The organism is Citrobacter sp. RHBSTW-00671, from assembly GCF_014103415.1.
Lineage (GTDB): Bacteria > Pseudomonadota > Gammaproteobacteria > Enterobacterales > Enterobacteriaceae > Citrobacter.
The window spans coordinates 301,116-321,043 of record NZ_JABXPR010000001.1; the positions used below are offsets into that span (position 1 = coordinate 301,116).

Here is a 19,928-nt window from a genome sequence, read left to right on the forward strand (position 1 = left end):
GTTGATGGGGCTGATAAAGCCCCATTTTTATTGGCGCTAAATATGACTGAACAACAACAAATTAGCCGCTCACAAGCCTGGCTGGAAAGTTTACGACCTAAGACCTTACCGCTCGCCTTCGCGGCGATCATCGTCGGTACGGCATTAGCATGGTGGCAAGGATATTTCGATCCGCTGGTGGCTCTGCTGGCATTAATTACGGCAGGGCTACTGCAAATCCTGTCCAATCTCGCTAACGACTATGGCGATGCCGTCAAAGGCAGCGATAAACCCGACCGCATCGGACCGCTGCGCGGCATGCAAAAAGGCGTTATTACCCAGCAGGAGATGAAGCGTGCGCTGATTGTCACCGTGGTCTTAATCTGCCTGTCCGGACTGGCGCTGGTGGCGGTGGCATGTCACACACTGGCGGATTTTGTCGGCTTCCTGATTCTCGGCGGCCTGTCGATTATCGCCGCTATCACCTATACCGTCGGTAATCGTCCGTACGGGTATATCGGTCTGGGTGATATTTCCGTGCTAGTCTTCTTCGGCTGGCTCAGCGTGATGGGGAGCTGGTACCTGCAGGCGCATACGCTGATTCCGGCGTTAATCCTGCCGGCAACCGCCTGTGGCCTGCTGGCAACTGCCGTACTCAACGTTAACAACCTGCGCGATATCAACAGCGACAGAGAGAACGGCAAAAACACGCTGGTGGTGCGCTTAGGCGCGGTTAATGCCCGCCGCTACCATGCCTGCCTGCTGATGGGCACGCTGGTCTGTCTGGCGCTGTTTAACCTGTTCTCGCTGCAAAGTTTATGGGGATGGCTGTTTATCCTCGCCGCACCGCTGCTGATTAAACAGGCACGCTACGTAATGCGCGAGATGGACCCGGCAGCAATGCGCCCAATGCTGGAACGCACCGTAAAAGCGGCACTATTGACTAACCTGCTGTTTGTTGTTGGAATTTTCTTAAGCCAGTTGTCTGTTTAACTGACAAATATCAATTAACAGTTTCAATTTTTAGAATCGCATAACGCCTCGCAACCCTTACAAATAGAGGGTCGCGAGGTTTTTCCATGTTTTTTATATTTTCCGGGGATACCTAGGGGATACCAACGAACGGTAAACACCGTGACCTATAAGTACTAAAATCTGCGTTTCCCAGCTTACTTAACCGATCACAAGGTCTGAAGCCCAACTGTACGATCTCGTACGGTTGCTCCCCAAACCAGGGGGCTTAACGCTAGAAGCGGCGTAGCCGCAGTTTGTGACAATTTCGGATATTTCCCGCATTTTTTAACAGGAAAAAATTTACTTTAAGGCGTATTAAGGTGTTTTTACCAATGGATGATGCCTCCAATGATAAGGGAAATGAACGATATAGACCGGGGCGGGTTACGGCTGTTAACGCTTGGTGAGATTAACTTGGCCCGTACCTTCTACGCTTTCACCATCCGCTATAACGAAGTCTGGATCCACCGCAGCAGCTATCTACCTTTCAACCTCCAAAAGAACAACTACGCCATGACGCCCAACGGCGAATTGTACTTTCAGGAAGGTACTTATGAGCCTGACTTTTCACAGCCGCATGTTAATAACGATCGCGTTGGTGGGCAGCATCTTTTTTTACATGAAATGATGCACGTCTGGCAGCATCTGCACGGGATGATGGTAAGGATGCGGGGCCTGTTCTCTTGGGCAGTTGATTACTATTACACGTTGGATAAGGCCATACTCTTGGATTACGGCTTAGAGCAGCAGGCTGCAATGGTGGCTGATTATTGGCTGCTTAAAACGTATGGATTCGGCAACCGCTCTGATTTGTATCGCCTCAAGGATTACGATCCATCTGAACCTGTCCTTAGCCTCATATCCCGCTATGAGAAAGTGTTAGGGAGGTTCCCGCATTGAAACGTTACTTTCTCATTCCTGCCTTTTTTGCGCTGGCTGGGTGTGGCGCTGGCGATAGCGTTCCCCCATGGCGTAGTTTCCCTATTATAAATAATTCGCTTTGCTTCTCTGTTAATAAATCGGACGTTCTGAGCCGATACGGCGTTTATTCTGAGCAGGGAAATGAATACAAGACATTGGCGGAAAATTCGCATGTAGCTCTCTCCTACCCTGAAACGTGCTTAAAAATACCGATAACGCCGGGCTATATCTATGCGGCTTCATACACATTGAACGGAAAGAATTACCGTTACAACTTTTTCATCGACAGAAACGGGAAAATATTAAGCACAAAATAAGGAGATCTATAAATGTCATTACCAGCTTATATGTATATTTATGATGAAAATGGACAACTGATCAAAGGCAGTTGCATGGCACTGGGCCGTGAGGGTGCAATTGAAATCATGAACAGCAGTTACGGTGTGTACCAAAACACATGCCGCAACACTGGTAAGCTGATGGGTTCGCGCGAACACAACGCTTTTACCCTGCACAAAGAGATTGATAAGACCTCGCCATATTTTGCAGTTGCAGTCTGCCAAAGTAAGCGACTGCAAAAGGCAGTAATCCACTATTACGACATCAACGAGGCGGGTGTCGAATACGAGATTTACCGAATTACGCTTAACAACATCGTAATCATGTCCGTCAATGCTGCTCATGCTTATATGCCGGGTTCCCACACTCCGGGCATGATGGAAAATATCGCCATCACCTACTCAGGCATTGAGTGGTTTTATATCGAAGGGAATATCAAATACGACGATGACTGGAGCCGCCCGGTTGGTTACAACCAGCAGCAGAGGTAAATCGAATTGGCAGGCAGATCTGTTGAAAATAAAGACCACTTAGCAGACTGCCTGCAATACTCGTCGCTATTCCCAAACACGCTTACTTGCAATACGAGCGTACTAGGTCATCAAATCAACGTAAATCAAACCAATAATGCAACAACTTTATAGATTTAAAATCATAAGGTTACGTTCTTAGCGTACATTTCTGTACGGTTGGGCTTCCCCCCCATCAACACATCAGTTTTATAGCCTGCTATAGCCCATTGTCTTACGGTATCAAGGGCCTTGAGCCAGCGGCCTAAATCATTATTTCTGATTTTAGTTGTTCTCCGTGTATTTCCATTCCAAAGCCTTTTTGTACATAAAATGGTTGTGGGCGGATCCGGTAACAATCTCCCGTCATCTTTATCACGGTAGCTATCATATGCATAGCGATAGACAGCACGCAGAACACGTGCCCATAAATCAGCCTGGGCTTTACTGCCTTTTTCTTCACGCGTGATAGATGAAAGTTGAAGAGCCATCCAGTCACCAGAATAATTATTGATAGTGTCTTCATATTTTCGCTGGTCGTTTTTTTATACGCCCGGCAGCCAACCGGGATTTGATGTACTCATCCAAAGCATCAGACAGCGTTATCGCCCGTTTTTTCTCTTCACAACGCCGTTCGTTCGGGTTACGCCGTGTGGTAGCTACTAGCTACTTCACTTAAGGCGTTATATGCCCGCTCTCTGGCCTGCTCAATAGTCATATCCGGGAACTTGCCCAACGTCACACGGTAAAATTTTCCGTCGCGCTTTCGGGACACACAAAAACTTTTGCTGCCACTGGACGTAACACGCAGCCGCAACCCATTAACGACACTATCAGCATATTCAAGGCGCTTGCCGGCATCAGGAACGGGGAGTTCCATCAGCACGGCTTGGTGAATCTGATCGTTCTCATAGGGCTTTCTTTTATGCTCCAGCAATCTTCCGAGGATAGCTCGGGGATACCTTACAGAGGAAAATACGGGTAATTGTAGGTCATTATCGGCTGTTTTCAAAATCAGTAATTATCTGTTTTTCAATGAAAAATATGAATGGTTATTGATCTGGACACTAATTAACAATTGATGATTTTGCCAACAGTACACATAGCGCGATATACTAAAAATTCTCGCAGCAACTGAACGTTAAGCCTATGAAATACGATACATCCGAGCTTTGTGACATCTATCAGGAAGATGTCAACGTCGTGGAACCGCTGTTCTCTAACTTTGGAGGACGGGCGTCGTTTGGCGGACAAATCATCACGGTAAAATGTTTCGAGGACAACGGGTTGCTGTACGATCTGCTCGAACAAAACGGCCGTGGTCGTGTTCTGCTGGTCGATGGCGGCGGTTCTGTCCGTCGTGCGCTGGTCGATGCCGAACTGGCAAGACTGGCCGTACAGAATGAATGGGAAGGTCTGGTCATCTACGGCTCAGTCCGCCAGGTAGACGATCTGGGAGAACTGGATATCGGCATTCAGGCGATTGCCGCTATTCCGGTAGGTGCTTCAGGAGAAGGTATCGGGGAAAGCGATGTGCGCGTCAATTTTGGCGGCGTGACGTTCTTTTCCGGCGACCACCTGTACGCCGACAACACCGGGATAATCCTCTCCGAAGACCCGCTCGATATCGAGTAAGCAAAAAAGGCCATCAGCAAGTTGATGGCCTTTTATTTTCTTCATTCATCCGATTCGTAGTGAATAACTTTAACATCATAATTTCCAGCGCTTGCTTCAACAACGACACTCATCATCTCACGACTTGCAGGATAAGATTCAACGTATGCGTTTAATCTTTCTTCTGCCCTGTGAACATCATTCTTAGGTACCCCCGTAAAAACGATTTCACTGCGTTGAAGCAGGCTCCCCTCATCTGTATCACTTACAAAAAACCAGTCGCTGGATACCCTTGGCGCCTGTTTAAGAAATTTCGGCGTTAACAGCTGATAAACTAATAAATCATGCTGCGTATAGCATTTTTTTGTAAAGACACTCACCATGAAATAACAATAAAGCAGCGCAGAAAAAAACATAAACGCAATAAGAGCACCTAACCTTCGAAACTTCATATGTGGAGTTCCCGAACATAATTTGGATTCGCAACAGGTTCTATTACATCCATAAATAAAGGTAGTTCCCCTGAATAAGGTTCATGTTTCTTATCTTTATCTATTGGGTCAGGAAATAATAACGGAATAACGCTTTTATTTTTAAACTCACCAACAGGCCCATAAAAGTCCCAGATACGATAAGCCTTTTCTTTCGGACATATATGAAGATAAGAAGTGTAATCTGCATAATTTACAGCCTGGTAAAAACCAAACAAATTCGATACCAAATCTTCAGCACTATAGCCACTATCAGTTAAATAAACGTAAGGCCAAAAATCCTGTAAGGACTCAAAACGATGTGACGTACTTAAGAATATCGATAAAGCAACACCTTTCAGTGTTCGATCCTGCAATCCTCGTCGCACCATAAATCTACGATAAACACCAGTATTTATATTTAGGCCATGAATGCTTTTGGACATACTTTGATGATAATTTACTTCATAAAATTCACTATCACCGCCACGAGGCTTTATCATTTCAAACCATAATCTTTCAGCGCCTTCCGGATTAGCGTGGCCCAGATCAATCCAACCTAGATTCTCTGTATAGATAAGGCCATATCTAATATCTCTGGTGATCAATCGATCAGAATTATCAATAATATCGCTTCTTTTTGTCATATCGTATTCTTTGAAATTTGAGAGTTACGATATCCTAAAGTCTACATAGTAAAAAGGCATCCATAATGGATGCCTTTTTAAAGAAATCAGAATTAGACTTCTTCCATACGACCCAGCAGGGCATGCAGACGATCCTGCCAGCCGCTCTGCTGTTCTTTCAGGCTGTTGTTCTCACGCTCCAGTTCTTCACGCTGCTGCTGTGCAGACTGAACTTCCTGCGACAGTGAGTTATTCTTTTCTTTCAGCTCTTCGATTTCCATCTGCAACAGCGTGATGGTATCAATCGCCTGCTGTACTTTTGCTTCCAGTTTCTCAAACACTTCTAATGACATCGTCATACCTCTCCTGAATTGCAAGGCGTTGATGGATAAAAATCCTCGTCCCGATAACCGGCGACGCCTTAATAAAAACGAGCGCACACTACTTAACACCGATTGTATGAAGCCACGTCATCCCTGTCCAGCGGCATCCCGCGCAGATTGCGGTTTGCAACACTTTTAATCTTTGTCCTGGTGACATAACTGTCATAACTCTTAAGTGTTAACAGGATGATCGGTGAAATGATTCAGCTCACACTATTTTTGTATAACAAATACCGCGCAATGGCGCGAAAACGCTCATTTTGTTGATGGAGTACACACATTTTAATTTCGATATTTCTCGTTTTTGAGCGTTAACGATAAATTAACAGTGTGCCTACCGGCTCCGGGGATGTCAGTGACCTTCTCGCATACAATAAACATTAAACTCTTCAGGATCCGATTATGAGTCAAACATCAACCTTGAAAGGCCAGTGCATTGCTGAATTCCTCGGTACCGGGTTGTTGATTTTCTTCGGTGTGGGTTGTGTCGCTGCACTCAAAGTGGCTGGTGCTACTTTTGGTCAGTGGGAAATCAGTATCATCTGGGGTCTGGGGGTAGCCATGGCTATCTATCTGACAGCAGGCGTTTCTGGCGCACACCTGAATCCAGCAGTCACAATCGCACTATGGCTGTTTGCGTGTTTTGACAAACGCAAAGTCGTTCCTTTTATTATTTCTCAAATTGCTGGCGCCTTTTGCGCAGCGGCATTGGTTTACGGGCTTTATTACAATCTTTTCATCGATTTCGAACAAACGAACCATATCGTGCGCGGTAGTGTAGAAAGCCTCAATCTGGCAGGTACTTTCTCCACCTATCCAAACCCGCATATCAATTTTGTGCAGGCCTTCGCGGTTGAAATGGTCATTACCGCTATTCTAATGGGGCTGATTCTGGCACTGACCGATGATGGTAATGGTGTACCGCGTGGTCCACTGGCACCGCTGCTGATCGGCTTACTGATTGCCGTTATTGGTGCATCCATGGGCCCACTGACCGGTTTTGCGATGAACCCGGCACGTGACTTCGGACCGAAACTCTTCGCCTGGATGGCAGGATGGGGCGAGATTGCCTTCACGGGTGGTCGTGATATCCCTTACTTCCTGGTCCCCGTGTTTGGCCCGATTACCGGCGCAATTCTGGGCGCATGGGCATATCGCAAACTGATTGGTCGCCATTTACCGTGCGATGTCTGCGCGATTGAAGAAAAAGACGTTGCGACCAACACTCAACAAAAAGCTTCGCAGTAATGTGACTACGGGACAAAAATGATGACTGAAAAAAAATATATCGTTGCGCTCGACCAGGGCACCACCAGCTCCCGCGCGGTCGTAATGGACCACGATGCGAATATCGTTAGCGTTTCACAGCGCGAATTCGAGCAAATCTATCCGAAAGCAGGCTGGGTAGAACACGACCCAATGGAAATTTGGGCGACCCAAAGCTCCACACTGGTAGAAGTGCTGGCGAAAGCCGATATCAGTTCCGATGAAATTGCCGCGATCGGTATTACCAACCAGCGTGAAACCACCATTGTCTGGGAACGTGAAACCGGTAAGCCAATCTATAACGCCATTGTGTGGCAGTGTCGTCGTACCGCAGAGATCTGCGAGAAGCTCAAGCGCGACGGTATGGAAGAGTACATCCGCAACAACACCGGTCTGGTCATTGACCCGTATTTCTCCGGTACCAAAGTGAAGTGGATCCTCGACCACGTTGAAGGCTCGCGTGAGCGTGCCCGTCGCGGCGAGCTGCTGTTCGGTACCGTAGACACCTGGCTTATCTGGAAAATGACGCAGGGACGCGTACACGTCACGGATTACACCAACGCCTCACGTACCATGCTGTTCAACATCCATTCCCTGGACTGGGACGACAAGATGCTGGATGCGCTGGACATTCCGCGCGCAATGCTGCCGGAAGTTCGCCGTTCTTCTGAAGTCTATGGCCAGACCAACATTGGTGGCAAAGGCGGCACACGTATTCCTATCTCCGGTATCGCGGGTGACCAGCAGGCTGCACTATTCGGCCAGCTGTGCGTGAAGGAAGGGATGGCGAAGAACACCTACGGTACTGGCTGCTTCATGCTGATGAATACCGGCGAGAAAGCCGTTAAGTCAGAAAATGGACTGCTGACCACTATCGCATGTGGCCCGACCGGGGAAGTGAACTACGCGCTGGAAGGTGCCGTGTTCATGGCGGGTGCGTCCATCCAGTGGCTGCGTGATGAGATGAAACTCATCAGCGATGCATTCGACTCAGAGTATTTCGCCACCAAAGTGAAAGATACCAACGGCGTATATGTTGTTCCGGCGTTCACCGGTTTGGGCGCACCATACTGGGACCCGTATGCACGTGGCGCCATCTTCGGTCTGACCCGTGGCGTAAACTCCAACCACATCATCCGTGCAACGCTTGAGTCTATCGCTTATCAGACGCGTGACGTGCTGGAAGCAATGCAGGCGGACTCCGGTATTCGTCTGCACGCGCTGCGCGTGGATGGCGGTGCAGTTGCCAACAACTTCCTGATGCAGTTCCAGTCAGACATTCTCGGCACACGCGTTGAGCGCCCGGAAGTTCGCGAAGTCACCGCATTGGGTGCGGCATATCTGGCCGGTCTGGCTGTCGGCTTCTGGCAGAATCTGGATGAGCTGCAGGAAAAAGCGGTTATTGAGCGTGAGTTCCGTCCTGGCATCGAAACCACCGAACGTAACTTCCGTTACAGCGGCTGGAAAAAAGCGGTCAAACGCGCTCTGGCGTGGGAAGATCACGAAGAGTAATACGTCATTGCCGGGTGGTGCGGCCTACTGATACGAAACTGACGTAGGCCGGATAAGACGCGTTAGCGTCGCCATCCGGCAATATCTTCGTGCGGGGGCAACCCCGCACACACATCAATAATCGCTCCCCCTCCCCTGTGCTACACTTCGCGCCATTCCTTTCTGCTACGAGTTTGCAATGAGACGAGAACTTGCCATTGAATTTTCACGCGTGACCGAAGCGGCTGCACTGGCTGGCTATAAATGGTTGGGTCGCGGCGATAAAAACACCGCTGACGGCGCGGCGGTAAACGCCATGCGTATTATGCTCAACCAGGTCAACATCGACGGCACCATCGTGATTGGCGAAGGTGAGATCGACGAAGCCCCCATGTTGTTTATCGGTGAGAAAGTCGGAACCGGTCTGGGCGATGCTGTTGATATTGCCGTCGATCCCATCGAAGGTACACGCATGACGGCAATGGGCCAGGCGAATGCGCTGGCGGTACTGGCTGTCGGCGACAAGGGTTGCTTCCTGAACGCGCCGGACATGTACATGGAAAAGCTGATTGTCGGCCCTGGCGCCAAAGGTTCAATCGACCTGAACCTGTCGCTGGAAGCGAACCTGCGTAATGTCGCCAGCGCGCTCAACAAACCGCTGAGCGAACTGACCGTCACCATTCTGGCGAAACCACGCCACGATGAAACCATCGCCGAGATGCAGGCGCTGGGCGTTCGCGTATTCGCGATTCCCGATGGCGACGTGGCCGCGTCGATTCTGACCTGCATGCCAGACAGTGAAGTTGACGTGCTGTATGGCATTGGTGGCGCACCGGAAGGTGTCGTCTCTGCCGCCGTTATCCGCGCACTGGATGGCGACATGCAAGGCCGTCTGCTGGCTCGCCATGACGTCAAAGGCGACAGCGAAGAGAACCGACGTATCGGCGAACAGGAGCTGGCTCGCTGCGCCGCGATGGGTATTGAGGCAGGTAAAGCGCTGCGTCTGGACGAAATGGCCCGCAGCGACAACGTTATTTTCTCAGCAACCGGGATAACCAAAGGCGATCTGCTGGAAGGGATTAGCCGCAAAGGTAATATTGCCACCACCGAAACACTGCTGATCCGTGGGAAATCACGTACGATCCGTCGTATTCAGTCCATCCACTACCTCGATCGCAAAGATCCGGATGTACAGACGCATATCCTGTAATTGATTTGATCAATAGAGCCTTCCAGCCCATCTGGGCTGGAAATCTTTCGTGCAACGAACGAAGATAAGGCAATCACAGCAGACAGGAGAAAACCATGGCAGATTGGGTAACAGGCAAAGTCACTAAGGTACAGAACTGGACCGATGCCTTATTTAGTTTGACCGTGCGAGCTCCGGTTCTTCCCTTCACGGCAGGTCAGTTTACCAAGCTCGGCCTCGAAATCGACGGCGAGCGCGTCCAGCGAGCCTATTCCTACGTGAATGCGCCTGATAACCCCGATTTAGAGTTCTATCTGGTGACGGTTCCCGACGGCAAACTCAGCCCCCGACTGGCGGCGCTAAAACCTGGCGACGAAATCCAGGTCGTGAGCGAAGCAGCCGGTTTCTTCGTGCTGGATGAAGTCCCCGATTGCGACACGCTGTGGATGCTGGCAACCGGTACGGCTATCGGCCCATATTTATCGATTCTGCAGTTGGGCAAAGATCTGGACCGTTTTAAAAATCTGGTGCTGGTCCATGCCGCCCGCTATGCCGCCGATTTAAGCTATCTGCCGTTAATGCAGGACCTGGAAAAACGCTACGAAGGAAAATTACGCATCCAGACGGTGGTCAGCCGTGAAACCGCTGCAGGTTCATTAACCGGGCGAGTTCCGGCGTTGATTGAAAGCGGCGCGCTGGAAGCTGCAGTTGGGCTACCCATGGATACAGCAACCAGTCATGTGATGCTCTGCGGTAACCCGCAAATGGTACGCGACACGCAGCAACTGCTGAAAGAAACCCGGCAGATGACCAAACATCTGCGCCGTCGGCCGGGCCATATGACCGCTGAACATTACTGGTAAGGGCTTGCCGGATGGCGCTCACGCTTATCCGGCCTACGAGTCAGCTCTGTATTTTACGTCCTGCGTGTCCTTACCGTATTTATTTGCGTCCTGGGTGCCAACGAACGCGCCCAGATCGATAAGCATACCCACCAGAATCAGCGTCGGTACAAAGCGGCCTACCGCCCATTGCCAGATACCGGGCAATACCGCCCAGTTTCCGGCCAGCAGCATCCATGCAAGAATCATCAGGAACGCCCACGCGCCGGAGCGACCCCGATCATGCAGACGTTTTACTGTGACTGCAGCCGTCGGCCACAGCAGACAGACCAGACAAAATGCCGCCGTCTGGATATCGAGCAATTGTTTACTCGCCAGCGAAAACAAAACCAGCATCCCGACAATCCACAGGCCGATCCAAATCCAGAAATCACGGCGTCCAAGACGCCCTTTAAATGAGAATAACCACTGCTGTATGGTCATGTAGATTCCTTTATTATTACCTTCCAGAACAGTTTACCCTTTTGACAAGCCCGGCGGTTACCGTTTTAATCGTGAGCAGTGAGAATAAAAGGTACGATTGATGAAGCAAGGATTGACACTGTTTTTATTATTGTTTTCAGCCTTAACCGCGAGCACAGCGGTACTGGCGGAAGATCCATCGACGGCAACCACGGCCCCCTATTTACTGGCGGGCGCGCCAACCTTTGACCTGTCGATTAGCCAGTTTCGCGAAAATTTTAATACGCAGAATCCAAAGCTTGCTCTGAATGAATTCCGTGCCATCGACAGCAGCCGCGATCGGGCAAATCTCACCCGTGCCGCCAGTAAAATCAATGAAAACCTGTACGCGTCCTCCGCCCTTGAACGCGGCACCTTAAAAATCAAAAGTATGCAGATAACCTGGCTGCCGATTCAGGGGCCAGAACAAAAGGCGGCCAAAGCGAAAGCGCTGGAATACATGACCGCCGTCATTCGCACCGTCGCGCCGCTACTGACAAAAGAGCAAAGCCAGAAAAAGCTGCAAAAATTACTCGCTGCCGGCAAAGGTAAGCGCTATTACGCCGAAACCGAAGGCGCAATTCGCTATGTTGTTGCAGATAACGGTGAAAAGGGGCTGACCTTCGCTGTTGAACCGATTAAGCTGGCACTATCAGAAAGTCTTGAGAAGGCGAATTGATGACAAAAAGCAAAGCCTTTCCGCAGACGAATCTCTATACTGTTTCACAGACCATGCTGCCCTGATGGGCGGCCATCTTCCTTAATTCGCTGACAAGCGTGGAGAAATGAAATGCGACATCCTTTAGTGATGGGTAACTGGAAACTGAACGGCAGCCGCCACATGGTAAACGAACTGGTTGCTAACCTGCGTAAAGAACTGGCTGGCGTTGCTGGCTGTGCAGTAGCAATCGCTCCGCCGGAAATGTATATCGACCTGGCGAAACACGCCGCTGCCGGTAGCCACATCATTCTGGGCGCGCAGAACGTTGACCTGAACCTGTCTGGCGCATTCACCGGTGAAACAAGCGCTGAAATGCTGAAAGATATCGGCGCGCAGTACATCATTATCGGTCACTCTGAGCGTCGTACTTACCACAAAGAGTCTGACGAGCTGATCGCGAAGAAATTCGCTGTGCTGAAAGAGCAGGGTCTGACGCCGGTTCTGTGCATCGGTGAAACCGAAGCAGAAAACGAAGCGGGCAAAACTGAAGAAGTTTGTGCACGTCAGATCGACGCGGTTCTGAAAACTCAGGGCGCAGCAGCATTCGAAGGCGTCGTTATCGCTTACGAACCAGTATGGGCTATCGGTACCGGTAAATCTGCAACGCCTGCTCAGGCTCAGGCTGTTCACAAATTTATTCGTGACCACATTGCTAATGCTGACGCGAAAATCGCTGAGCAAGTAATCATCCAGTACGGCGGTTCTGTAAACGCAGCTAACGCCGCAGAACTGTTCGCTCAGCCGGACATTGACGGCGCGCTGGTTGGCGGAGCATCGCTGAAAGCGGACGCCTTCGCAGTCATCGTTAAAGCAGCAGAAGCCGCTAAACAGGCCTAAGTTGTTAAAAGGGGAGCATCGCTCCCCTTCTTATATCTGCTTTACCAGTATCCCAGCCAGTGCCACCAGAAGGCACCGGTCACCCCCCAAATAGTCAGGTTGACCACACTCATCACCAGCCCCGTTTTCCACCACTCAGCCAGTGTAACGTAACCCGAACCAAAGATGATTGGCGCAGTCCCTGTACCATAGTGCGTAAGCGACATCATCAACGAGGAGGAGAAGCCCAGCATCAGACCGAGCAGCGCCGGTGGAGCACCGAGGCCTAATCCGGCAGCGAAGAAAGCCGCGAACATGGCCGTGATATGTGCAGTGGTACTGGCGAAAAAGTAGTGTGAATAGACATAAAGCAGGATCAGCAGCAGCGTGGCGATACTCCAGTGCACGCCGAGATGGTCAATTGCACTACCAACGCTCGTCGCCAGCCACCCCACCAGCCCCAGTTTGCTCAGGAAATCCGCCATCATAACCAGTGCGGCAAACCAGACTATCGTATCCCAGGCACCACGGCATTTAAGGATATCGTCCCAACTCAATACCCCTGTCACTAACAGAACAGACAAGCCAATCAGCGCCGCACTGGTGGGGTTAACGGCCCAGGTACTGCCCATCAGCATGGCAGGTACCCCCGCCCACAGGCAGAGCAGCAAAGCGAAAACCGCGAGGGTGATTTTTTCAGCCAGCGACAACGGACCGAGTGCCCCCAGTTTTTCCCGGGCAAACTCTGGCGCATTCGGTGTGCGTGTAATAGCGGGCGGATAGAGCCACCAGATGACAATAGGCATCACGACCAGGGAAACAACGGCAGGAAGAAGCGCCGCAATCGCCCACATTCCCCAGGTCATATTCAGCACCCCATCCGTCCCTTTGGTCAAAAAACTCACAATAAGCGGGTTTGGCGCGGTAGCGGTAATAAACATCGCCGAACTGATCGGGTTAATGTTGTAGTTCACCAGCGCCAGGTAACGACCTGTAGCGCCGTTCTCTTTGTCACCGGGTTGAGAGCCCAAACTTTCCGCAATCGCCCGCATCACCGGGTGAATAATACCGCCACCGCGTGCGGTATTGCTTGGCGTAACGGGTGCGATCAGCGTTTCTGCCAGCGTTAGCGCCCAGGCGATACCCAACGTTCTTTTGCCAAACAAAGCAATAAACCCATAGCCGATACGCGCGCCCAGCCCCGTTTTCAACAGGCTTTGCGACAACATAATCGAGATGCCGATCAGCCAGATAAGCTGGTTGGAGAAACCACTTAACGCATCGCTCAGCGCCGCGGTGGGTTTACCGGGGTGCGTCACGCCGGTCATGGCTACCAGCATAATCGCCACAATCGCAATCGCGCCGATAGGCATGGCTTTACCAATGATTGCCGCGATAGTACCGATAAATAACGCCAGCAGATGCCACGCCTCGGGGGTGACATCTGCTGGACATGGGATAACAAACCAGATGGTCAGCGTAATAACAATCGAGATGATGGCAGGCCAACAGCGGATGGGGGTCAATCTGTCCATGAATCAATCCTTGAGTTTCCAGTACGCAATTATGCGCTCAGGTATTAACCAATATCGGTGCGCATAATACAATTCACCCACTCACAAAACAAAAAATTAACATTCCGATACAACTATAATTTCCCCAACACGCTAAACCACAGATAATCCAGCGGCAGCAGTATCAGATACGTTGCCGCCGCCAGCGTGATACACAGCAGCATTCCAGCTCTTGCCGGTACTTTTCCTAACGCCATTGCCACCACAATCGGTGATGCCTGATACGGCAGCAGCGGTGTGGAATAACCCAATACCTGAATCATAATCACTGAGAGTAGCGGGAAGCCGGTCGCATCTGAAAAGCTTTGTGCCAGTGTGGTATACAGTGCCGGAACGCCGTTCGCCGTCATGATGAAATTGAGCGCGGTGGTAATGCCGGTCAATGCAAGGAAGCTGGTAAACGGTTTGTCCGCATCCAGCGGCATCACCTGTAACAGCGCCTCGCCTACCGCGCTACCGATACCGGTCTGCGTCACGGTGATGGCCAGCCCCAGAATACCCGCTACGTAAATGCAGGTACGGATATTCACCCCACTGGAAAATTCTTCGCCATTAATAAATCCTACGCGCGGCAACAGCGTAATCACCGCCGCCACCAGCCCGGTCCATGCCGGCCCCACGCCATGCCAGCTTTCGCTGACCCACAGAAACAGCACCACCGCTAACATCCAGGCCAGACGTTTTTCATCACGACTCATTGGTTCAGGCGGCGTCAGATCGCGCGGCGCATGAGGTTGACCGGGAAACAGCCAGCAGATAAGAGCAATGAGCACCGCACCTTTTAGCCAACCCAACACGGGTGTATGCAGCAGCAAATAGGGAAGATAATTCAAGTGGATACCCCAGGAACCTTCCGCTGCGCCACTCATCACCAGGTTTGGTACGTTAGCAGGTAAGATCGTCGCAGAAAGCTGGAAGGTACCAAAACCCACGGCAAGCGCCAGACCATACCAGGCGCGTGTGCCGTCGTTAATTCCAGCCCGTTTCGCCATCGCCGCCACAATCGGCATCAGCAACGCAATACGTCCCATGTTGGACGGCATGACGAACGCCAGCGCGTAACTCAATAGCACCACGCTCGCGACCATTAATGGCCAGGAGTCTGTCAGCCTTGACGACAACGCCCTCGCCGCCCGGTCCGCCAGCCCCGTTTTACGAATCGCAATACCCAGTACAAAGCCGCTAAACACCAGCCAGAACGCCGAAGAGGCAAAGCCGCCAAAGATGACATCCGGTGGCGCGATTTTGACCACCATCGCCACGGCAAAGAAAAGCAGCGCCGTGATAAATTCCGGCAACAGCGACGTTGCCCAAAGCAAAATGGTGACGCCGACCACCAGAGAGGGAATAAACAGAGGGTGCGTAAGCCAGAGCGACATGCCTGTCTCCTGTTGTTTTTTTCAACAAGAATACGGGGACAGGCAAAGAGAGTAAACGCCAGATTAAGGGGGGTTAACGCAGAATATCACATTGATGATCCTGGATTTCCTCAGCGGAGGCGAGATTCAGCGACAACAGGTCACGCTGAGTCGCCAGCAGGACAAAGGATTCGTCGCTTTGGCGCACCATCGCCAGCGCATAGCTTCCCATCCGCTCACGCGCATCCGGCACCTCTTCTGCCAGCATCATAAACGGGCTGCGCTGCGCCAGTTCGTTTTCCGTCACACGACGCGCCAGATATTCATGCCCGCGCAATCCGCCGGGCAATGGCAACCAGCGAGTGCTGATTTTCGCCATATTGTCATCCAGTTGCGTTCTGACGTCGGGTCGCAGGCAGGAGATATGAATGTGAAAGTGATTTTGCGTACGCCCGGTACGTGAGTTTATTGTCAGCGATACCGCCTTATCAGGGATCTCCTGGCCGTATTTTTGACTCATAAAACTACGTGCCTGCCAGGCTAGCCAGAAGAAGTTCGGCGTGCCTGATTCCAACAGCAGCGGGCTTTCCGTACCATTGATACGGTAAGTCGGCATCAACAGATATTGCAGCGGACCGTTACGGTCTTTGAACACCACATATCCGGCATCGAGTTTAACTTCAGTACACGGCGCGGGATCGTGCTGCTGCAATTGATGTGGCAGGCATTGCTCAAGGACTATCTGGCGTAACGCGTCCGGGTTACCGCTAAATTTCCAGTACCCTATGCCCGCAGCGGCGGCGACCACAATAACCGCCAGTAAAAGATAACCTGCTTTTTTCATTACGCGTTCCCTGTATCCCATTGAGGCGCAAGAGTAACGCAAAACGATGACAAATAAAAAACCCGGTCGCGCTATGCCACCGGGTTCTGTCGTGACCTCAACCTTTAGCGTTTGCTGATCTGGTCAAAGGTACCGCCGTTAGAAAAATGCGTTTTCTGCGCTTTCGTCCAGCCGCCAAACTCTTCATCAATGGTGAACAGTTTCAGTTTCGGGAATGCGCTTTCATATTTCTTCGCGACGTCAGCATCACGCGGGCGATAGTAGTTTTTCGCCGCAATCTCCTGACCTTCCGGGGAATAGAGATACTTCAGGTAAGCTTCTGCCACCGCTTTGGTATCTTTCTTTTCCACGACTTTGTCGACAACGGAAACGGTCGGCTCGGCGAGGATAGACTCACTTGGGGTGACTATCTCGAATTTATCTTTACCCAGCTCGTTCGTTGCCAGCAGCGCTTCGTTTTCCCACGCGATCAGTACATCGCCAATCCCGCGTTCAACAAAGGTATTGGTTGAGCCGCGCGCGCCGGAATCCAGCACTTCCACGTTTTTAAACAGAGCTTTGACGAAGTCCTGCGCTTTGGCCTGATCGTTGTTGTTGTGGTGCAGAGCGTAGCCCCATGCCGCCAGATAGTTCCAGCGTGCGCCGCCTGAGCTTTTCGGGTTTGGTGTAATCACTGACACACCCGGTTTGACCAGATCGTTCCAGTCATGAATTTGCTTTGGGTTGCCTTTGCGTACCAGGAAGACAATGGTGGAGGTGTAAGGCGCAGAGTTGTCCGGCAGGCGTTTAATCCAGTTTTTATCGATACGGCCACGCTCAGCAATGGCATCCACATCGTAAGCCAGCGCCAGCGTCACGACATCGGCTTCAATACCGTTGATGACAGAGGTCGCCTGTTTACCAGAGCCGCCGTGTGACTGGCGGATAACGACGTTATCGCCGGTTTCCTGCTTCCAGTGTGCGCTGAATGCTTTGTTGTACTGCTCGTACAGTTCACGTGTTGGATCGTACGATACGTTAAGTAACTGAATATCCTTTGCCAGAACGCTGGTCGATGCCAGCAATAATGTTAACCCTACGCCCCATTTGTTCATCGCCCAGCTCTCTTATGTGATGTTGTGATGAGCAAAGCGTGCCAGAAAGAGATCCAAACATTAAAGAATAAAAAAAGATTTGCTATAACTTCGAGGAATAAATCTGAGAGGTTGCCGGATGGCGGCTAACGCCTTATCCGGCCTACAAGTTTCTGCAACCTGTAGGCCTGATTAGCGTAGCGCCATCAGGCGCGAAAAAAATACAATCAGTACAGTTTTTTCGCGCAGTCCAGCCAGTCACCTTTGAACGGACGCTTCATGTTTTCGATAGCGTCGATAATGTCGTGGTGAACCAGTTGCTCGTTCTGAATACCGACGCAGCGACCGCCATGACCTGCCAGCAGCAGTTCAATAGCATATGCGCCCATTCGGGACGCCAGAATACGGTCGTAAGGAACCGGAGAACCACCACGCTGGATGTGACCCAGTACGGTAGAGCGCGTTTCACGGCCCGTTTCTTTCTCGATATAGTGCGCCAGTTCATCAACGTCACACATGTGCTCGGTGATCGCAACAATCGCGTGCTTCTTACCTTTCGCGATGCCGGCTTTGATTTCAGCGACCAGATCGTCACGGCTGAATTCAACTTCCGGAACGACGACAAATTCGCAGCCACCGGCAATTGCTGCAGCCAGGGTCAGGTCGCCGCAGTAGCGGCCCATCACTTCAACGATGGAGATACGCTGGTGAGAAGAAGAGGTGTCACGCAGGCGGTCAATCGCTTCGACAACAGTACCCAGTGCGGTGAAGTAGCCGATAGTGTAGTCGGTGCCTTTAATATCGTTGTCGATGGTACCTGGCAGGCCGATGCACGGGAAGCCCATTTCAGTCAGACGTTTTGCACCCAAGTAGGAACCGTCACCACCGATAACAACCAGGGCGTCAATACCACGCTTCTTCAGGTTTTCGATAGCCACAGCGCGCACGTTTTCGTCGCGGAATTCCGGGAAGCGAGCAGAACCGAGGAAAGTACCGCCACGGTTGATCATGTCGGACACGCTATAACGGTCAAGCTGAACCATACGGTCTTCGTACAAACCCAGGTAGCCATCATGGATCCCCATGACTTCCAGCCCTTCCGTCAACGCTGCACGTACAACACCACGGATTGCTGCGTTCATGCCCGGCGCATCACCGCCGCTTGTCAACACACCGATTTTCTTAATCATGACTACCTCTGAACTTTGGAATGCAAAATGAAATCTGCTGCCGGAAGTCGATTCCGCATATCGAAACGATCCAACGAATATGCAGATAGTATAACAATCACTTCCTGCTGAATTGATTCAGGTCAGGCCAAACGGTGGTAATTTATACACAAAATGCTGGCCCTGCTCACTTTTTTACAACGAATTATGAAAGCTCAAACATCTTGCCTTCCTTGGGTACGACTGAACAGGGATCCTGATGAATAATCACATCCGATCCCGGGAAACGTCGCAAAATAGCCTGCTCAACCTGTTCAGCGACTAAATGAGCCTGAACGAGCGGCAGATCATCTTCCATTTCCAAATGAATCTGAATAAAGCGGGTCGGCCCTGACTGCCGCGTGCGAAGATCGTGAGCGCCGCTGACTCCCGGCCATGACGTCACTATATCAATAATTTCCTGACGTTCTTCATCGGGCAAGGCGCGATCCAGCAGAGATTGCACCGCCTCATATCCCATACGCAATGCGCTATATAGAATATAGATGCCAATCCCGAGCGCAAACAAGGCATCCGCACGATGCCAACCATACCAGGCCAGTCCAAGCGCAACGAGAATCGCACCGTTCATCATAACATCAGACTGATAATGAAGCATATCTGCCCGTACAGCCTGACTTTGCGTACGTTTCACCACCCAGCGCTGAAACGTGACCAGAATGATAGTACAAATTAACGCAATAACGGTGACAACTACCCCGACACCCGGATCTTTCATCGGCGTCGGTTGGATGAGATGCTGAATCCCGGTCAGGAATAAAAACAGCGCCGAACCGGAAATAAACATACTTTGCGCCAGCGCCGCCAGAGATTCAGCTTTCCCGTGCCCAAACGTGTGCTCATCATCTGCTGGCTGCAACGAATAGCGCACCACCAACAGATTGGTGAGTGACGCCGCAATGTCGACCAGAGAATCCACCAATGCCGCCAGAATACTGACCGATCCGGTGTACCACCACGCAAAAATTTTGATCAAAAGTAACAGCGATGCCATCACGGTCGCCGCGATTGCCGCCCGGCTAACCAGCCGCCCATAGGTTTGATTCATAAACACTCCTGCCAGGATATGCCGCTAGTATAACGGATGAAGTAAAACAGTCAGGCAATAACCGAGTGACAAATTTTGGGCAAAAAAAACCCCCACATCATGTGGGGGAAGACAGGGATGG

Annotated in this window: 23 protein-coding genes; 11 read left to right on the forward strand and 12 right to left on the reverse strand. The window is 51.0% G+C overall.

The features are described 5' to 3' along the window. Positions 1-42: 42 nt before the first annotated feature. From menA to tssD, 4 genes are all read left to right on the forward strand, one after another. Positions 43-972 (forward strand): 1,4-dihydroxy-2-naphthoate polyprenyltransferase, encoded by a 930-nt coding sequence (menA, locus tag HV261_RS01420; RefSeq protein WP_202037243.1) that lies wholly within the window; start codon positions 43-45, stop codon positions 970-972. Between the two features lie 369 nt (positions 973-1,341). Continuing rightward, a complete protein-coding gene (locus HV261_RS01425) occupies positions 1,342-1,893 on the forward strand; it encodes a type IV secretion protein Rhs (RefSeq protein ID WP_202037244.1) in 552 nt (183 codons plus the stop codon). Further along, positions 1,890-2,231 (forward strand): putative T6SS immunity periplasmic lipoprotein, encoded by a 342-nt coding sequence (locus HV261_RS27900; RefSeq protein ID WP_368666065.1) that lies wholly within the window; start codon positions 1,890-1,892, stop codon positions 2,229-2,231. The genes HV261_RS01425 and HV261_RS27900 overlap by 4 nt, the downstream gene beginning before the upstream one ends. A gap of 12 nt (positions 2,232-2,243) precedes the next feature. Beyond that, a complete protein-coding gene (gene tssD / locus HV261_RS01430) occupies positions 2,244-2,744 on the forward strand; it encodes an Hcp family type VI secretion system effector (protein WP_016155257.1) in 501 nt (166 codons plus the stop codon). A gap of 161 nt (positions 2,745-2,905) precedes the next feature. Here the strand turns inward: tssD and HV261_RS27580 are convergent, their stop codons facing one another. Both HV261_RS27580 and HV261_RS27585 read right to left on the reverse strand, forming a co-directional pair. After that, positions 2,906-3,253 (reverse strand): hypothetical protein, encoded by a 348-nt coding sequence (locus HV261_RS27580; protein ID WP_326929121.1) that lies wholly within the window; start codon positions 3,251-3,253, stop codon positions 2,906-2,908. Positions 3,254-3,405: 152 nt separating this feature from the next. Beyond that, positions 3,406-3,774 (reverse strand): Arm DNA-binding domain-containing protein, encoded by a 369-nt coding sequence (locus tag HV261_RS27585; RefSeq protein WP_326929122.1) that lies wholly within the window; start codon positions 3,772-3,774, stop codon positions 3,406-3,408. 137 nt (positions 3,775-3,911) lie between these two features. Here HV261_RS27585 and rraA point away from each other — a divergent pair, with 137 nt between their 5' ends. Next, positions 3,912-4,397 carry a ribonuclease E activity regulator RraA gene (gene rraA / locus HV261_RS01440; protein ID WP_079939327.1) on the forward strand — a complete coding sequence of 162 codons (486 nt, stop codon included), beginning with the start codon at positions 3,912-3,914 and terminating at the stop codon, positions 4,395-4,397. A gap of 41 nt (positions 4,398-4,438) precedes the next feature. On the opposite strand, the gene HV261_RS01445 is transcribed toward rraA, so the two are convergent. From HV261_RS01445 to zapB, 3 genes are all read right to left on the reverse strand, one after another. Next, positions 4,439-4,828, reverse strand: a complete 390-nt coding sequence (locus tag HV261_RS01445) for a hypothetical protein (RefSeq protein ID WP_202037245.1) — start codon at positions 4,826-4,828, stop codon at positions 4,439-4,441. Beyond that, entirely contained in the window at positions 4,825-5,493 is a 669-nt protein-coding gene (locus HV261_RS01450; RefSeq protein WP_202037246.1) for a hypothetical protein, read from the reverse strand. The genes HV261_RS01445 and HV261_RS01450 overlap by 4 nt, the downstream gene beginning before the upstream one ends. Before the next feature lie 92 nt (positions 5,494-5,585). Further along, positions 5,586-5,831, reverse strand: a complete 246-nt coding sequence (zapB, locus tag HV261_RS01455) for a septal ring assembly protein ZapB (protein WP_115259761.1) — start codon at positions 5,829-5,831, stop codon at positions 5,586-5,588. A gap of 426 nt (positions 5,832-6,257) precedes the next feature. Here zapB and HV261_RS01460 point away from each other — a divergent pair, with 426 nt between their 5' ends. The 4 genes from HV261_RS01460 (at position 6,258) to fpr (ending at position 10,664) form a co-directional block, all read left to right on the forward strand. Continuing rightward, on the forward strand, positions 6,258-7,103 hold the full coding sequence (locus HV261_RS01460; RefSeq protein WP_137381460.1) for an MIP/aquaporin family protein: 846 nt from the start codon (positions 6,258-6,260) through the stop codon (positions 7,101-7,103). Between the two features lie 21 nt (positions 7,104-7,124). Then, positions 7,125-8,633: a glycerol kinase GlpK gene (glpK, locus tag HV261_RS01465; protein ID WP_202039643.1), complete on the forward strand. Its 1,509-nt coding sequence runs from the start codon at positions 7,125-7,127 to the stop codon at positions 8,631-8,633. Between the two features lie 178 nt (positions 8,634-8,811). Continuing rightward, positions 8,812-9,822, forward strand: a complete 1,011-nt coding sequence (gene glpX / locus HV261_RS01470) for a class II fructose-bisphosphatase (RefSeq protein WP_137381459.1) — start codon at positions 8,812-8,814, stop codon at positions 9,820-9,822. A 95-nt stretch (positions 9,823-9,917) separates the two neighbouring features. Next, complete coding sequence (fpr, locus tag HV261_RS01475) at positions 9,918-10,664, forward strand: ferredoxin--NADP(+) reductase (RefSeq protein WP_137381458.1); 747 nt, start codon at positions 9,918-9,920, stop codon at positions 10,662-10,664. Positions 10,665-10,697: 33 nt separating this feature from the next. On the opposite strand, the gene HV261_RS01480 is transcribed toward fpr, so the two are convergent. Then, a complete protein-coding gene (locus tag HV261_RS01480; protein ID WP_202037247.1) occupies positions 10,698-11,126 on the reverse strand; it encodes a DUF805 domain-containing protein in 429 nt (142 codons plus the stop codon). Positions 11,127-11,226: 100 nt separating this feature from the next. Here HV261_RS01480 and HV261_RS01485 point away from each other — a divergent pair, with 100 nt between their 5' ends. Together HV261_RS01485 and tpiA are read left to right on the forward strand one after the other, a co-directional pair. After that, a complete protein-coding gene (locus tag HV261_RS01485; protein WP_202037248.1) occupies positions 11,227-11,823 on the forward strand; it encodes a YiiQ family protein in 597 nt (198 codons plus the stop codon). Positions 11,824-11,934: 111 nt separating this feature from the next. Continuing rightward, the gene (gene tpiA / locus HV261_RS01490) at positions 11,935-12,702 is read left to right on the forward strand and encodes a triose-phosphate isomerase (RefSeq protein WP_202037249.1); all 768 of its coding nucleotides are present in this window, start codon (positions 11,935-11,937) and stop codon (positions 12,700-12,702) included. Between the two features lie 41 nt (positions 12,703-12,743). On the opposite strand, the gene HV261_RS01495 is transcribed toward tpiA, so the two are convergent. The 6 genes from HV261_RS01495 to fieF all read right to left on the reverse strand — a co-directional run bounded on the left by HV261_RS01495 (position 12,744) and on the right by fieF (position 19,807). Beyond that, a complete protein-coding gene (locus HV261_RS01495; RefSeq protein WP_061066967.1) occupies positions 12,744-14,216 on the reverse strand; it encodes a DASS family sodium-coupled anion symporter in 1,473 nt (490 codons plus the stop codon). A 113-nt stretch (positions 14,217-14,329) separates the two neighbouring features. Continuing rightward, complete coding sequence (locus tag HV261_RS01500) at positions 14,330-15,634, reverse strand: SLC13 family permease (RefSeq protein WP_202037250.1); 1,305 nt, start codon at positions 15,632-15,634, stop codon at positions 14,330-14,332. Between the two features lie 73 nt (positions 15,635-15,707). Next, positions 15,708-16,457 (reverse strand): CDP-diacylglycerol diphosphatase, encoded by a 750-nt coding sequence (locus tag HV261_RS01505; RefSeq protein WP_202037251.1) that lies wholly within the window; start codon positions 16,455-16,457, stop codon positions 15,708-15,710. Positions 16,458-16,561: 104 nt separating this feature from the next. After that, positions 16,562-17,551: a sulfate/thiosulfate ABC transporter substrate-binding protein Sbp gene (gene sbp, locus HV261_RS01510; RefSeq protein WP_202037252.1), complete on the reverse strand. Its 990-nt coding sequence runs from the start codon at positions 17,549-17,551 to the stop codon at positions 16,562-16,564. A gap of 206 nt (positions 17,552-17,757) precedes the next feature. Next, positions 17,758-18,720: a 6-phosphofructokinase gene (gene pfkA / locus HV261_RS01515; protein WP_202037253.1), complete on the reverse strand. Its 963-nt coding sequence runs from the start codon at positions 18,718-18,720 to the stop codon at positions 17,758-17,760. A gap of 184 nt (positions 18,721-18,904) precedes the next feature. Then, positions 18,905-19,807, reverse strand: a complete 903-nt coding sequence (fieF, locus tag HV261_RS01520) for a CDF family cation-efflux transporter FieF (RefSeq protein ID WP_196209863.1) — start codon at positions 19,805-19,807, stop codon at positions 18,905-18,907. Positions 19,808-19,928: the final 121 nt, after the last annotated feature.